Below are 13,879 nucleotides of genomic sequence, written 5' to 3' on the forward strand. Positions count from 1 at the left end.
CGCTAACTTTGCCCCAATGAAAACTTTTAAATCGCGGCTGATCGTCGTACTCGTGGTTGTAGGCGTCACCGTTGGCCTGGACCAGTGGACCAAGTACCTGGCCACCGTCCACCTCCAGGGGGAGCCCGACCAGTTCTTCTTCAACGGCGTGCTGCGGCTCACCCACGTCCACAACACCGGCGCCTTCCTGAGCATCGGTTCCGGACTGAACGACTTCTGGCGGCCGCTGCTGCTGAACCTCTTCCCCGCCCTGCTGCTGGTGGCCCTGCTGTACTACATCTTCAAGGAGAAGTTCCTCAACGGCTGGCAGGTCGTGGCCCTGGCCCTCATCGTCGGGGGTGGCCTCAGCAACATCGTCGATCGCCTGCTCTACGGCCACGTGGTCGACATGCTACACCTGAAGGCCTTCGGTCTGCAGACCGGCATCTTCAACGTGGCGGATATGGCCATCATGGGCGGTATGTTCATCATGCTGCCGTTCGCCCTGCGGCCGGCACCGTCGCCGGAGGAAGAGCGGGAAACCGCAGGTTAATCCTCCACGGGGTCCGTCCCCTCCGCCAGGAAATCAATGTTGCGGCGCAGTCCGCTGAACTTGGTCCGCTTCACCGCCGATTTCTGGAAGACCCGCCGGAAGACCTCCTCCGTCATTTCCCGCCACTCCCGCTCCCCCATGCCCGGCAGGTCGGGGTGGGGCTCGAAGGCCGGTTCCCGGTGCGGCGTACTGAAGCGGTTCCAGGGGCACACCTCCTGGCAGATGTCGCAGCCGAAGGCCCATCCCTCCATCCGGCCCCGGAATTCCTCCGGGATCGCCTCCCGCAATTCAATGGTGAGGTAGCTGATGCAGCGGCTGCCGTCGACCACGTAGCCCGCCGGACTGATGGCTTCCGTGGGGCAGGCTTCAATGCAGCGGGTGCAGGTGCCGCAGTGGTCGCGAATGCCGGTATCCGTAGCGGGCGCCAGGTCGGAGATGATTTCCGCCAGGAAGAAGTAGCTTCCGGCTTTCGGGTTCAGGAGCAGGGTATTCTTGCCCGTCCAGCCGGTGCCCGCCCGTGCCGCCCAGTCGCGCTCCAGCACCGGGGCGCTGTCTACGAAGACCCGTCCGTCGATGGGCGCACCGATCGATTCCTCGAGGCGGGCCACCAGTTCCCGCAGCTTGCCGCGCACTACCCGGTGGTAGTCTTCCCCGTAGGCGTAGCGGGCCAGCTTGGGGGCTTCCCGGCTGGGGGTATCGTCGGCGGGGAAGTAGTTGTACAGCAGGGAGACTACGGAGCGGGCTCCCGGCACCAACTTGGTGGGGTCCACCCGCTTGTCGAAGTGGTTCTCCATCCACCGCATCGTGCCGTGGTGGCCGGCGTTGAGCCAGGCCTCCAGCCGCGCCTCCTCCGGTTCCATCCGCTCCGCCCGGGCAATGCCCACGAAGCCGAAGCCCAGGTCGTAGGCGGTGGTCTTGATGAGGGTGGCGAGTTGGGTAGGGTTCATGACAAAAAGGAACGGCCGCCCCGGGATCGGAGCGGCCGTTCAAAGGTATGCGCTGTAGTGGGTTCCTAGAAGTCGTTGATGGATCGGCCGGTGAACGACATGACGTTGCGGAAGCCGATGTAGGACTTGGTGGTGTCCTGGTATTCGTAGGTGCGGGTGCCGTTCTGCAGGTAGAAGCTGATGTCCTTCCAGCTGCCGCCACGGATCACCTTCCGCTTGTAGGAGATGGGATCATCGTCCTTGGCGTTGTAGCGGATATCGGGGTTGAAGTCGTGGACAAAGCTGGTGGCGTTCTCCTGGAAGGCGGTGATGGTCCATTCGGCTACGTTACCGGCCATGTTGTAGAGGCCGTAGTCGTTGGGGTAGTAGGCATCCACGGGGACGGTGTAGGAGCCGCCGTCGTCGGCGTAGTTGCCGCGGCCGGGCTTGAAGTTGGCGAGCAGACAGCCCTTGCTGTTGCGGGCGTAGGGTCCACCCCAGGGATAGGGGGCGTGCTCCTTGCCACCGCGGGCGGCGTACTCAAACTCGTATTCGGTGGGCAGGCGGAATTCCTCGATGAGGGTTTCCTCGTTGTAGGTGTTCCACAGGGTGGTGCGCCAGTGGCTGAAGGCACGGGCCATGTGCCAGTCGATGCCCACTACGGGGTAGTTGTCGTAGGCGGGGTGGCTGAAGTACACCCGGGCCATAGGCTCGTTGTAGGCGTAGGCGAAGTCGCGTACCCAGACGAGGGTGTCGGGATAGATGTTGACGGTCTTCTCGGAGATGTAGTCGGTGATGCCTTGTCCGTCGATGCCGCGGGGGCGGGCCAGCGACGCTTCGGTCCAGTCGACCTCGCTGTAGGTGTACTCGTAGAGGTTGGTGTTCACCTGCCGGCGGCCGGCGTAGGCCTCCTCGAGGTAGAGTTCGGCGAGGGTTTCGTCGGAGTAGTCGATGGGGATCTCCCAGTCGATGTTTCCGTTTTCGTCCACGTCACCCAGGATCACGTGGGCAATGGAGTCGCGTACCCAGTCGATGAACTGCCGGTACTCGTTGTTCGAGATCTCGGTGTCGTCCATATAGAAGCCGTTGATGGTCACGGCCTTCGGGCGCTGGATGAAGGTTCCGGTGATGTCCTGGTCGCTGTTGCCTACGTGGACGAAGCCGGAGGGGACGTATACCATGCCGTAGGGTTGGACGCCCTTCCACGTGGGTCGGTTCAGGGAGCCGACCAGTTCGCCAGTTTCCCGGCTGCCACCGCAGCTGGAAAGGGTGACGGCCAGGATCGCTACGGCCAGGATTGTTTGTAAGTGCTTTTTCATGCGCAAAACCGGAATTTTCCTCGGGCTAGAGGGGGAAGGTATGTAGGGGGGGAACGAAGGGTAAAACATGCTTAGTATCGAAAGGACAAGCTCGTATGTACATTTAACAAATGGACGTGATCTATTTGCGTCAAGCCGACAAAGCGGGTTATTGTTTCGTCCGGGGGTTGAAAATGATCGGCGGCGGCACCCCGGCACCGATCCGCTGGCGCAGGTTGTACTTCAGCGTGATCTCGTGGCTGCCGCTCTGTACCGACTGCAGCTCGGAGAGCGTCACGTCGAAGGCGTAGGCCAAAGATAATTTATCGCTCAGGTTCAACCCGGCCATGAGTACAATGGCGTCCGTGGTCTGATTATTGTAACCCCGGTAAGCTGCCCCGGCAAAAATGTTCTCGTCGTAACGGGCAATCGCCCCGGCGCTGAGCTGGTGCTGCACCCCGTCGCTGACGCCGAACAGCATGGGCATTACCTCCCAGGACCGCAGCACCTCGAAGCTGCCCCTCAGGTAGCCATGGTACTGCCGGCCCAGCACGTAATCCAGCCCCGGAAAGGAGAGGGCGCTTTCGGTAAGGTTGCGTACCGATAGTCCGCCCTCCAGCCGTTCGGCCTGGTAGTAGATGCCGGCGGCCAGGGTGAAGGTGCCGGCGCTTTCGTTGCCGCTGGGCAACAGGTCGTCGTTGTGAAGCACGAAATTGGGCTCGGAGTAGTCGCCGTCCGGGGTGCGCAGGGCGGCCCCGTCAAGACTCATCTGGTAATAGCGCCCGGACAGGCCCACCGACCAGACGGCCGTGGGAGTGACCAGTTGGTAGTTCCAGGTGGCGCCGAAACGGTTCAGGCTGCGGGCCCCGAGCTGATCGCGCTCCGCCTCCACGCCGAATCCGCTGCTGAGGAAGTACACCGGCAGGTGGGCACTGAGGCGCTGACCGCTGGGTTGCCCGTCCAGGCCCACCCACTGCGTCCGGTAGCTGCCCGTAACGCTCAGGCTGTTGTCCAGGCCGGCGTAGCCCGGATTGAACTGCACGGGGTCGAGCCAGTACAGGCTGTACTGCGCCAGTTGCTGGGCCCCGAGGTGCACCGGGGCGAGCCCGCCCAACAGCAGCATGAACACGAGGGGCAACAGGTGGCGGGTCATGGTTGGTCAGTTCAGTTGTTGGCGCGCGGCTTCGGCAGTAGCAACGGGCAGGTGGCAGCTGCGGTTCTCGCAGACGAAGTAGCGCAGGTCCGAAAGGTAACGATTGCGCAGCAAGGGAAGGTCATGGGAATCCTCCTCCGATGCGACGATCAGCAGTCCGGGTCGGTATTCCGACAGGAACGGGCGGGCCGCCGCCCGCGCCCCCGGTCCGGTGACCACCAGTTCCCGCTCCGGCTGCTGCATGAGCAGGGCGGTCAGGCCCCAACCGGCGAAGCTGCTGGGGTAGCGGCTTACCGCTCCGCCGATGGCTTTCAGCATGCGTTCCGCCCGGTCGGTGTACCGCTCCGCGCCGGTGAGCCGTCCCAGTCGGTAGAGGTTGCTGGCCATCTGGGAATTGCCGCTGGGCAGGGCGTTGTCGTAGAAGTCCTGGGTGGCTACCGGCAGTTCACTGTCGGTGGGCGGCCGCAGGTAGAACATGGTCATCCGGTCGTCGGAGAAGGTGTCCAGGACGTGGTCCACCAGGGTCCGGGCGTCGGTCAGGGCGTAATCCAGGTCCAGCGTCACTTCCCCCAGGTCCAGGGCCGCCGCCGCCAGGGCGGCGTAGTCGTCCAGGAAGGCCGGGGCGCCGAGGCGTCCGCTGGTCAGGTTGCGGTACCACTGACCGTCCTTCTGGAGGTGGCGGCCGAGGTCATCGTAGAGCGTTTGCGCCAGCTTCAGGTAGCGATCGTCGCCCGTAGCGCGGTAGCACCAGCACCAGCCGGACACCAGCAGGGCGTTCCACTGCAGGAGGAGCTTGTCGTCGGCGCCGGGCGGAATGCGTTGGCGGCGGGCGTCGGCCATCAGTTTGCTGGCCGCTTTGATTTTGGCGGCGGCTACGTCGGGGGGCAGGCCGGTGACGGTGGGCAGGGACCCCGGCCGGTAGGGGATGTTGGTGTGCTCCTCCTCCCAGTTGCCTTCCCGCGTGATGCCGTAGAAGTCGGCCACCAGTTCCACGTCATCGGGGGGCAGCAGGGCTTCCAGTTCCTCGTAGTTCCAGACGTAGTACTTGCCTTCCACCCCTTCGCTGTCGGCGTCGAGGGCCGCGCGGTAGCCGCCGTCAGGCAGCGACATCTCCCGCTCCAGCCAGTCGGTGGTTTCCCCGATGGCCTGCAGGTAGCGGGGGTCGGGGGCCGCCATCTGCAGTTTGGCGAGCAGCCGCAGCAGCAGGGCGTTGTCGTAGAGCATCTTCTCGAAGTGGGGCACCCGCCAGTGGGCGTCGACGGTGTAGCGGCTGAAGCCACCTCCGATCTGATCGTAGATGCCCCCGTCCAGCATGGCGCGCATGCCGTGGCCGGCGAAGTAGACGTCCTGGTTATTTCCGGTGAGCAATCCGTTGGCAAGCAGCAGCTCCAGGGCCTGGCTCATGGGGAATTTGGGTGCCCCGCCGAACCCGCCGCGCGCGCCGTCGTAGGCCGCCCGCAGCTGCTCCATCATGCTTTGGCTGCCGTCCTGCGGGGGCTCGATCCTGAGCAGTCGGTCGCTGCCGGTACTGATGTTCTCCACCAGCCGCTCAGCCTGCTCCTCCAGGCTGCCGCGGTCGTTGGCGAAGGTCTGGGCGAGGTGCTGGACTACCTGGGTCCAGGAAGGTCGGTTGTACTTTGGCTCGGGGGGGTAGTAGGTGCCGGCGTAGAAGGGTCGCCCGTCGGGCAGGAGGAAAGCGTTGAGGGGCCACCCGCCTCCCCCACTGATGGCCTGGCAGGCGTCCATGTACACCTGGTCGACGTCGGGGCGCTCCTCCCGGTCCACCTTGATGCACACGAAGTGCTCGTTCATAATGCGGGCGGTTTCCTCCCGCTCAAAGCTCTCGCGCTCCATCACGTGGCACCAGTGGCAGGTCGAATATCCGATGCTGACCAGGATGGGCTTGTCTTCCCGGCGGGCGCGGGCCAGGGCTTCTTCTCCCCAGGGGTACCAGTCCACCGGGTTGTGGGCGTGCTGCAGGAGGTAGGGGCTGGTTTCGTGCTGGAGGCGATTCATGGGCGGGTGCTTTGGGAGGTAAGGCGCGGGCGGGCGGAGGGGTTCGCCGGCGGGTTCAATCTCCCTGAATCTGCATCGGCGCCGGACAGTCATCCGTAGCCTCGTTCCAGCCTTCCTCCCGGTATTTCCAGCAGCTGCCGTAGACGTTGCAGTAGCAGATGTCGACGCGGACGCGGTCCATCACCCCGCTCACGGCCGCGAATCCAGCCCGCCGCAGGTCGAACTCCAGGGTGGCCAGTACCACGTCGGCATCCACCGGCAGGACGCCGGCCTCCATGGTGTTGCTGCGGACCTGGGTGGCCGCCACTTCCGGATAGCGCTCGCGGATGGCCGCCGCCAGAGAGTCGGCGCGGACCGGCCGGTCGTCCAGCGTAAGGCGCATCTCGCTCACCAGGGCGGGCCCCACCCCACTGTTGACCACGCTCAGGGCGACCCGTACGGCGGTATCGGATCGCAGCTCAAATTGCTTGTTGGTGTTCACGTAAGGGAGGACACTGGCGGACTGCTGGGCGACCATCAGGGATTGCTGTTCCTGCAGGATGCGGGTTTCCTTCATCGCCACCAGCGTACCCACCAGGCTGATCGCCAGGGCGATGAGGGCAATGACGTCCGATCGATCGAGCTCCAGCCGTCGTTTTTTGGAGGCTGGCTGGGCCGGCGGGGGCGCGGGTTCCGCCGACGGATCAAGGTCAGAAGGTTCCATGCCGCAAATATATACGAACCGGCAGGGGGAGCCGGGGGGTACGTCCGCCGGGTTTATTACCTTGGCTATCGAGCCCAATTGCACGATAAAAATGGATGATCACTCCCCCGACAAAGTCTTTGACGCCTTCCGCCACAGCACCCTGGCCGGCGACGACCAATGGCATGAGATGCTGACCGAGAAAGTAACCTTCACGGGTCCCCTTTCGGTGGCCACCGGCCGGGATCAGTTCATCGAGAACCGCGCGCCGTTCTACGCCTCCGTCCGCGGTGGAGAGCTGCACCGGCGGGTGGTCGACGGCCACACCGTCATCACCCAGGTGACGGTCCGCATCGCGGCCCCCGGCGGCGGTGAGCTGCCCCTCGACATCTGTGAATGGTACAAGATCCGCGACGGCAAGGTGGCCGCCCTCCACGTATACTACGATACCGCCGCCCTGCGCAGCCTGATGGAGGCCGAGCGGCGGCAGGCCTGATCCGGGGGGATGCCGGCCGGGTGCTGCGAACAGATCGGCCGCTTCGGGGCTTCCATTTTCCAGTATGGACTACACACCCTTTGTACACCTGGCCACCTCCCTGGGACTGGGCCTGCTGGTGGGCCTGCAACGCGAACGCGCCGAGTCGGAATTGGCGGGCATCCGCACCTTCCCCCTCATCACCATCACGGGTACCGTCTGCGGCCTCTTTGCCGAGCGGCTGGATTCCATCTGGATCGTGGCCGCGGGCCTCGTGGCCGTCAGCCTGCTCGTGGTGGCCGCTAACCTCGTGCGCGGCGAAAGCCTGGAGGAGGACGATGCCGGCATCGGGCAAACCACCGAAATTGCCATCCTGCTGATGTTCCTCGTCGGGGCCTTCCTGCCCATCGGGCCCACCTCCGTGGCCGTGGCCACCGGGGCGGGCACGGCCATCCTGCTGTCGCTGAAACGCACCCTCCACCAGGTTTCCGGGAGTATGACCCGGGAGGACGTGCGCGCCATCATGCAACTAGCGGCCATCGCCTTCATCATCATGCCGGTGCTGCCGGACGCGGACTACGGCCCCTACAGCGTGCTGAACCCCAAGGAAATCTGGACCATGGTGGTGCTCATCGTGGGCCTCAGCGTGACCGCTTACTTCATCTACAAGTGGGGCGGCAAGAGCGTGGGCACCATTGCCGGGGGCATTCTCGGCGGCCTCATTTCGAGTACGGCTACTACCGTCACCTACGCCAAGCGGACGGCGGGTACCAACGGAGCCGGCCGGCTGGCGGCCCTGGTCATCTTTATCGCCTCCACCATCTCCTTCGTCCGCGTGCTGATCGAGGTGGGCGTAGTCATCCCCGGACAAGTTGGGGTGATCGGCCCGCCCATCCTGGCCATGGTGTTCTTCATGGCGTTGATCTGTCTGGGCCTCTACCTGTTCAACAATGAGGGGGAAGAGGAGGAGCTCCCCGACCCCGACAACCCCGCCCAGCTGAAGGCCGCCCTCATCTTCGGAGCCCTCTACGCTCTGATCATTTTCGCGGTGGCCGTGGCCAAGGACTACTTCGGGCAGGAGGGCCTCTACGTGGTATCCATCATCAGCGGCCTCACCGACGTGGACGCCATCACCCTCAGCCTGAGTAACACGATCAAGGACGGCGGACTGACCGCCGAGCGGGGCTGGTCGCTCATCCTCATCGCGGCCCTCTCCAACATGATCTTCAAGGCGGGCATGGCCGTGGTACTGGGCTCCCGCAGCCTGGCCAAGTACATCATCGGGGCCACCGCCCTCACCCTGGCGGCCGGCGGACTGGTACTGTGGCTCTGGCCGGAAAGCTGGGTAATCGGCAACCTCGCTGAGTTGTTCGGCACCGGAGCGGAATCCGCGGAACCCGCGCCCGCCGCAACCGAATAAATTACTCCCCGTTGGCCGCTGGCAACCGTCGCGGCACGGTACCGTCGGGCAGGGCCCAGGGGCGCAACTCGTCGAAGGGCATACGGTGCAGTCGCGGTACCGTCAATTCCTCCGGGTCACGCCAGGCGGGTAGCCCGATGGTGATCTCTTCCTGGCGAATATCCAGGCACCGCGTGCCGTGCAGCCAATCCCAGAAGGGAAGCACCACCCCGAAATTGGAATTGAATTCCTGCTCCACGATGCTGTGGTGAATACCGTGGGCGCGGGGCGTGATCAGGATCCGGGCCAACCCCCGTTCCAGCGCGGCGGGCAACCGCAGGTTGCTGTGGTGAAAGGCCGTGCAGCCCTCGAAAACGGCTTCGTAGCCGAGCACCAGTCGCGACGGGGCCCCGATCAGCGCGATCATGCCCCCCCGAAAGAAGATCGAGAACACCTGCTCGCCCAGGTGGAAGCGGAAACCGGTGGTCACGTCCATGTCCAGGTCGCTGTGGTGTACCCGGTGCATGCGGTACAGTAGTGGCACCCGGTGGGTAAGTACGTGCCAGCAGTAATTGGTGTAGTCGAGCAACAGAAAGGCGGCGGTGGTACGCGCCCACGCGGGCAGTCCCAGCCAGTGGACCAGTCCGAAGCGGTGGCGCTCGCTCCAGTCGCCGGCGTACACCATGGCGGGCAGCAGGGCGGCCCGCACCACCGTGAATCCGGTAGCCGCTACGGCGGTATTCGTCAGTGAACGCCTGACCTTGGAGTGGTGCTGCTCGCGCAGGGTGAGCACCTCCTCCAGCAGGTACAAGCCCACTACCACCCCCGCAAGCACGGGGAAGGCCTTGCGATCAAACCAGGGGAAGGAAAAGCGCAGTTTCGGCATACCCAAATGTACGATGCGGCCTCAGGCCGCGCCAGCACAATGCGGCCTCAGGCCGCGCAGAAAGATGCGCCTCCCCCTGCCACCTTTCCCAAACTGTCCCGTCCTTACCCAAAACCTTTCCAATAACCCACGACACCATGCGTCCTTCCCCTACCCCAAGCTTCTTCTTCCTTGCCCTGCTAAGCACCGCCTTCCTCTCCGCCCAGGCACTCATCCCCGCCTATAGCCCATCCGGTACCGTGCTGTACCGCACCATCCTTGAAATGGACCAGCGGTATTTCGACGCCTACAACAACTGCGATATGGAAACCCAGGCGGCCATGTACGCCGACGACCTGGAGTTCTACCACGATCGGGGCGGATTGTCCACCTCCAAGGCCGAGATCCTCCGGGGCATCGAGGAGAATATCTGCGGTAAGGTCCGCCGGATTCTCCTGCCGCAAACCGTGGAGGTTCACCCCATTCCCGGCTTCGGCGCCATCGCGATCGGCTACCACCGCTTCGAGAACGCGGCGGAACCGGACGCGCCCTCCGTACCCAGTCGCTTCATCACCGTCTGGCGGCAGGAGGGCGAACGCTGGCTGATATCGAGGGTGATCAGTCTGCACTAGGCGGCGGCGGAGCGCAGGTGCCCAGGTCCCGGCGAATACCCCCTGCGCCGGCCCTGTAGTGGGCATCACTCCCGACGGACCGCTACCTTTATCACCCATGAAGACATCCTCGCTGCTGGCCGCCCTGGGGCTGCTGCTTTCCCCCTGTTTGCTGGTGGCCCAGGCGGCTACTGAGACGGTCTACGAATCGCCCACGCTGCGGATCGACCGGCTGGCTGCGGGGGTGTACGTCCACGTCAGCTACCTGGAGACGGAGTCCTTCGGTCGCGTGCCCTGCAATGGTATAGTGTACGCCAGCGACGGGGAAGCCGTGGTGGTGGATACCCCGGCGGACGGCCCGGGGGCGGAAGAGCTGCTGGCGTGGATCGACACCGCCCTGTTGGCCCGCCCGACGGCCGTGGTGGCTACCCACTTTCACGCCGACTGTACCGGCGGACTCGATGCCTTCCACGCGCGGCGGATCCCCTCCTACGCCCACCTGCGGACCCTCGAGCTGGCGGCCGCACGCGGCGAAGCGGTGCCCCGCCACGGCTTCGATTCCCTGCTGGTACTGAGCGTGGGGTTGGGCACGGTAGAAAACCGCTACTTCGGGGCCGGCCACACCCGCGACAACATCGTCAGCTACCTCCCCGGGACCGGCGTACTGTTCGGGGGCTGCCTCATCAAGGCCGACGGCGCCGGAAAGGGGAATCTGGCGGACGCCGATCCGGAGGCCTGGTCGCCTACGGTCAAGGCGGTACGCACGGCCTACCCGGAAGTAGAATGGGTAATTCCCGGCCACGGACCGGTGGGTGGCGCGGCGTTGCTCGACTATACCGTGCGCTTGTTCGAGTAGGCGGGCCTTAAGAAAGTTTCCGGCACCTGCGCTCCGCCGCCCCTATGCCTCCGGGAATTCGGCTGGCTCCTCCGCTTCCACCGCCGGGCGACTGACGTAGACCAGGCAGGGTTGCAGGTGGTGGTGGTCCCCGATTTTCGGATGAATGAAGGCAGCCTCGTACTGCATGCCGAGGGCGTGCATGACCCGAATGGACGGCATGTTGCGGTGCACTGCCACGGCGTGAACGGCCGGCAGACCGAGTTCCCCGAAGGCGTGTTCCAGACAGGCCTTGCCCCCTTCGGCGGCCAGTCCCTGCCCCCAGACGTCGGGGTGCAGCCGCCAGCCAATGTCGGTACAGGGCGTGAAATAGGCGGGGTAGTCCTGGTTGGCCAGCCCGATGAAGCCCAGCAGTCGGCGGTCTCCCCTTCGTTCGGCGGCGAAGTAGCAGTAGCCGTGCTGTTTCTGGTGGGTAATGAACCGCTCGACCAGATCATCGGACTCCTTGCGGGAGAGGGGAGCGGGAAAATGTTCCATGACCCGGGGGTCCGCGTTGATGGCTGCCAGGTGGGGCAGGTCACGCTTTTTCCAGGTACGGAGACGGAGGCGGGGGGTCAGGATCTCCATGGGCTTGACAGGTGTGGTATTAAGGTAAGAAAACCGGCCAATATTTGGTAGTATTCCGGGCCCACCAACCGAAGCCGCGCGGATTGCGTTGTCTTCCAAACTTCCAATCCCTATGGGCGTCGACCTCCCCGCCTCCACCTCCCTGTCTCCCGGCATCCAGGCCATGATCCCCTTCCTGTACGCCGCTTGGTCGGACCGCCACCTGAGCGTACCCGAGGTGGAATCCCTGCGGCAGCAAGCCGGGGCCCTGCCCTTCCTTACCGAGGAGGACAAGCCGGTGCTGCGGGAATGGAGTGATCCGGCTCGCCCGCCGAGCCGCGAGCGGTATCAGCAGTGGCTGAGCAGCGGGCGATTGGCGGCGGAGGCACTGCCCGAGGACCGCACCGCCAGCCTGGCCGAACTGGGTGTCTGGCTGGGGCTCGCCGCGGAAGAAGACCCGGATGCGCGCCGCGACTTCTGGGCCGCGCAGCTGCCCGCCCTGCAAGAGCTGGAAGCCAACCTGGGCGGGGTGCAGGAAGACACCTACCGCTCGCTCTTCCCGCTCTACGACCAACGGCAGAAGCTCGCCGAGGCGATTACCGAATCCCGCATCGACCCCAACGACCTGCAGCGCATCCTGGAGGGGGAACGGGCCGGGATCATCGCCCGCACCAAAAAGATCCTGCTGCGCCCCTCCTTCGACCGCCCCACCCTGCGCATCAAGGAGGACTACCGGGAGCAGGTGCTCCGCTGGTGCCGCGAACTGGCCCAGGAGGGCATCGGGGCCCTCTCCTACCCCCCGGAATACGGGGGCGAAGACAGCATGTCGGAGTACGCCGGTGCCTTCGAGGCCATTGCCTACCACGACCTGAGCCTGGTAATCAAGTTCGGCGTACAGTTCGGCCTCTGGGGCGGGGCGGTGTACAACCTGGGTAGCAAACGGCACCACGATCGTTGGTTGCGAGAAACCGGCACCCTGGAGCTGCCGGGCTGCTTCGCCATGACGGAGACGGGCCACGGCAGCAACGTACGCGGACTGGAAACCACGGCCGTGTACGATCACGAGCACCGGGAGCTCATCGTCCATTCCCCCAGCATTGCCGCGGGGAAGGAGTACATCGGTAACGCCATACACGCCCGCCTGGCGGCGGTCTTTTGCCAGCTGATCGTCGACGGGGAAAGCCACGGCGTCCACGCGGTGGTCGTGCCGATCCGCGACGCGGAGGGCCACGTGCTGCCCGGCATCCGGGTGGCGGACAACGGCTACAAGATGGGACTCAACGGGGTGGACAACGGCCGCATCTGGTTCGACCAGGTGCGGGTGCCGGTGGACAACCTCCTGGACAAGTACGGGGGCATCACCGAAGACGGCAGCTACCACAGTCCCATCAGGAGTCCCGGCAAGCGCTTCTTCACCATGCTCGGCACCCTGGTGGGCGGACGGGTGTTCGTCCCGCGCGCCGGGCTGAGCGCGGCCAAGTCGGCCCTGGCCATCGCGGTACGCTACGGGCTGCGCCGCCGGCAGTTCCCCTCGGAATCCATGCGCTCGGAAACCATCATCCTGGACTACCCCAACCAGCAGCGGCGCCTCCTGCCCCTGGTGGCCAAGGCCTACGCCCTGCAGTTCGGACTGGACCACCTGCTGGACCGCTTCGTGGCCCGCACGCCGGACGACATGCGGGAGATCGAGGCCATGGCCGCCGGACTGAAGAGCTACGCCACCTGGTTCACTACCGCCGCCATCCAGGAGTGCCGGGAGGCCACCGGCGGCAAGGGCTACCTGGCCGAGAACCGCATCACCGACCTGAAGGCCGACACCGACATCTTCACCACCTTCGAGGGCGACAACACCGTACTCATGCAGCTGCTGGCCAAGAGCCTGCTGACCGAGTTCAAGAAGTCCTTCCAGGAAGACGGCAACATCGCCGTACTGAAGTTCATCGGCCGCCGGGTCACCACCATGGTCACGGAGCAGAACCCCTACGTGGTGCGGCAGACCGACCGCGAGCACCTGGAAAGCCCCGGCTTCTACCAGACGGCCTTCCACTTCCGCGCCCGCCGGCTGGTGACCACCCTGGCCCAGCGGCTGCGGGCCTACATAAAGGAAGGCAAGAGCGCCTACGAGGCCGGCCTCCTCTGCCAGACCCACATGATCGCCGCCGCCGAGGCCTACGTGGAGCAGCTGGTGGTGGATGCCGCGCTGGATCGTCTGGAAGGGCTGGAGACATCCGATGTTTCGGAAACATCGGATGTCTCCAGCCTACTGAAAAAGACCATCCAGCTCTACGCCGTCCACACCATCGAGGGCCACGCGGCCTGGTACCTCGAGAGCGGCTACATCAGCGGCCAGAAAAGCAAGGCGATCCGCAAGCTGGTGGACAAGCTCTGCGCCGAGCTCCGGCCGGAGGCCGGAGTGTTGGTGGACGGCTTCGGGATACCGGACAAGCTGCTGGGGGCGCCGATCGCGGTGGTGTAGTGGTC

Annotated in this window: 13 protein-coding genes; 6 read left to right on the top strand and 7 right to left on the bottom strand. The window is 64.9% G+C overall.

The features are described from left to right. The first annotated feature begins 16 nt into the window (after nucleotides 1-16). Entirely contained in the window at nucleotides 17-532 is a 516-nt protein-coding gene (gene lspA / locus CGL56_RS04510; protein WP_099105281.1) for a signal peptidase II, read from the top strand. Here lspA and queG read toward each other — a convergent pair. The 5 genes from queG to CGL56_RS04535 all read right to left on the bottom strand — a co-directional run bounded on the left by queG (nucleotide 529) and on the right by CGL56_RS04535 (nucleotide 6,628). Further along, nucleotides 529-1,479, bottom strand: a complete 951-nt coding sequence (gene queG / locus CGL56_RS04515) for a tRNA epoxyqueuosine(34) reductase QueG (RefSeq protein WP_099105282.1) — start codon at nucleotides 1,477-1,479, stop codon at nucleotides 529-531. The genes lspA and queG overlap by 4 nt on opposite strands. A gap of 65 nt (nucleotides 1,480-1,544) precedes the next feature. Next, on the bottom strand, nucleotides 1,545-2,777 hold the full coding sequence (porK, locus tag CGL56_RS04520) for a T9SS ring complex lipoprotein PorK/GldK (protein ID WP_099105528.1): 1,233 nt from the start codon (nucleotides 2,775-2,777) through the stop codon (nucleotides 1,545-1,547). A 148-nt stretch (nucleotides 2,778-2,925) separates the two neighbouring features. After that, on the bottom strand, nucleotides 2,926-3,909 hold the full coding sequence (locus tag CGL56_RS04525) for a PorP/SprF family type IX secretion system membrane protein (protein ID WP_099105283.1): 984 nt from the start codon (nucleotides 3,907-3,909) through the stop codon (nucleotides 2,926-2,928). A gap of 6 nt (nucleotides 3,910-3,915) precedes the next feature. Then, nucleotides 3,916-5,925, bottom strand: a complete 2,010-nt coding sequence (locus CGL56_RS04530; protein ID WP_167641482.1) for a thioredoxin domain-containing protein — start codon at nucleotides 5,923-5,925, stop codon at nucleotides 3,916-3,918. A 55-nt stretch (nucleotides 5,926-5,980) separates the two neighbouring features. Beyond that, nucleotides 5,981-6,628 carry a hypothetical protein gene (locus CGL56_RS04535; protein ID WP_167641481.1) on the bottom strand — a complete coding sequence of 216 codons (648 nt, stop codon included), beginning with the start codon at nucleotides 6,626-6,628 and terminating at the stop codon, nucleotides 5,981-5,983. A gap of 91 nt (nucleotides 6,629-6,719) precedes the next feature. Between CGL56_RS04535 and CGL56_RS18195 the strand changes: the two genes are divergently transcribed. Continuing rightward, a complete protein-coding gene (locus CGL56_RS18195) occupies nucleotides 6,720-7,103 on the top strand; it encodes a nuclear transport factor 2 family protein (protein WP_167641480.1) in 384 nt (127 codons plus the stop codon). A 64-nt stretch (nucleotides 7,104-7,167) separates the two neighbouring features. Then, nucleotides 7,168-8,502, top strand: coding sequence for an MgtC/SapB family protein (locus CGL56_RS04545; protein ID WP_099105287.1), 1,335 nt, complete (start codon nucleotides 7,168-7,170; stop codon nucleotides 8,500-8,502). A 1-nt stretch (nucleotide 8,503) separates the two neighbouring features. On the opposite strand, the gene CGL56_RS04550 is transcribed toward CGL56_RS04545, so the two are convergent. Continuing rightward, nucleotides 8,504-9,367, bottom strand: coding sequence for a sterol desaturase family protein (locus CGL56_RS04550; RefSeq protein ID WP_099105288.1), 864 nt, complete (start codon nucleotides 9,365-9,367; stop codon nucleotides 8,504-8,506). Between the two features lie 137 nt (nucleotides 9,368-9,504). On the opposite strand from CGL56_RS04550, the gene CGL56_RS04555 reads away from it, so the two are divergent. After that, on the top strand, nucleotides 9,505-9,978 hold the full coding sequence (locus CGL56_RS04555; RefSeq protein WP_209280248.1) for a nuclear transport factor 2 family protein: 474 nt from the start codon (nucleotides 9,505-9,507) through the stop codon (nucleotides 9,976-9,978). A 97-nt stretch (nucleotides 9,979-10,075) separates the two neighbouring features. Next, nucleotides 10,076-10,813 carry a subclass B1 metallo-beta-lactamase gene (bla, locus tag CGL56_RS04560; RefSeq protein WP_099105289.1) on the top strand — a complete coding sequence of 246 codons (738 nt, stop codon included), beginning with the start codon at nucleotides 10,076-10,078 and terminating at the stop codon, nucleotides 10,811-10,813. Nucleotides 10,814-10,855: 42 nt separating this feature from the next. Here the strand turns inward: bla and CGL56_RS04565 are convergent, their stop codons facing one another. Further along, nucleotides 10,856-11,419 (bottom strand): GNAT family N-acetyltransferase, encoded by a 564-nt coding sequence (locus CGL56_RS04565; RefSeq protein WP_167641479.1) that lies wholly within the window; start codon nucleotides 11,417-11,419, stop codon nucleotides 10,856-10,858. 112 nt (nucleotides 11,420-11,531) lie between these two features. Between CGL56_RS04565 and CGL56_RS04570 the strand changes: the two genes are divergently transcribed. Beyond that, nucleotides 11,532-13,874: an acyl-CoA dehydrogenase family protein gene (locus tag CGL56_RS04570; RefSeq protein ID WP_099105290.1), complete on the top strand. Its 2,343-nt coding sequence runs from the start codon at nucleotides 11,532-11,534 to the stop codon at nucleotides 13,872-13,874. The last annotated feature ends 5 nt before the right edge of the window (nucleotides 13,875-13,879 follow it).

The organism is Neolewinella marina (assembly GCF_002631205.1).
In the GTDB taxonomy this organism is placed as follows: Bacteria; Bacteroidota; Bacteroidia; order Chitinophagales; family Saprospiraceae; genus Neolewinella; species Neolewinella marina.

What these genes read in the sequence shown, in the direction of transcription:
- lspA (WP_099105281.1), top strand. Translation starts at nt 17, where the DNA reads ATGAAAACTTTTAAATCGCGGCTGATCGTCGTACTCGTGGTTGTAGGC.
- queG (WP_099105282.1), bottom strand. Translation starts at nt 1,479, where the DNA reads ATGAACCCTACCCAACTCGCCACCCTCATCAAGACCACCGCCTACGAC.
- porK (WP_099105528.1), bottom strand. Translation starts at nt 2,777, where the DNA reads ATGAAAAAGCACTTACAAACAATCCTGGCCGTAGCGATCCTGGCCGTC.
- CGL56_RS04525 (WP_099105283.1), bottom strand. Translation starts at nt 3,909, where the DNA reads ATGACCCGCCACCTGTTGCCCCTCGTGTTCATGCTGCTGTTGGGCGGG.
- CGL56_RS04530 (WP_167641482.1), bottom strand. Translation starts at nt 5,925, where the DNA reads ATGAATCGCCTCCAGCACGAAACCAGCCCCTACCTCCTGCAGCACGCC.
- CGL56_RS04535 (WP_167641481.1), bottom strand. Translation starts at nt 6,628, where the DNA reads ATGGAACCTTCTGACCTTGATCCGTCGGCGGAACCCGCGCCCCCGCCG.
- CGL56_RS18195 (WP_167641480.1), top strand. Translation starts at nt 6,720, where the DNA reads ATGGATGATCACTCCCCCGACAAAGTCTTTGACGCCTTCCGCCACAGC.
- CGL56_RS04545 (WP_099105287.1), top strand. Translation starts at nt 7,168, where the DNA reads ATGGACTACACACCCTTTGTACACCTGGCCACCTCCCTGGGACTGGGC.
- CGL56_RS04550 (WP_099105288.1), bottom strand. Translation starts at nt 9,367, where the DNA reads ATGCCGAAACTGCGCTTTTCCTTCCCCTGGTTTGATCGCAAGGCCTTC.
- CGL56_RS04555 (WP_209280248.1), top strand. Translation starts at nt 9,505, where the DNA reads ATGCGTCCTTCCCCTACCCCAAGCTTCTTCTTCCTTGCCCTGCTAAGC.
- bla (WP_099105289.1), top strand. Translation starts at nt 10,076, where the DNA reads ATGAAGACATCCTCGCTGCTGGCCGCCCTGGGGCTGCTGCTTTCCCCC.
- CGL56_RS04565 (WP_167641479.1), bottom strand. Translation starts at nt 11,419, where the DNA reads ATGGAGATCCTGACCCCCCGCCTCCGTCTCCGTACCTGGAAAAAGCGT.
- CGL56_RS04570 (WP_099105290.1), top strand. Translation starts at nt 11,532, where the DNA reads ATGGGCGTCGACCTCCCCGCCTCCACCTCCCTGTCTCCCGGCATCCAG.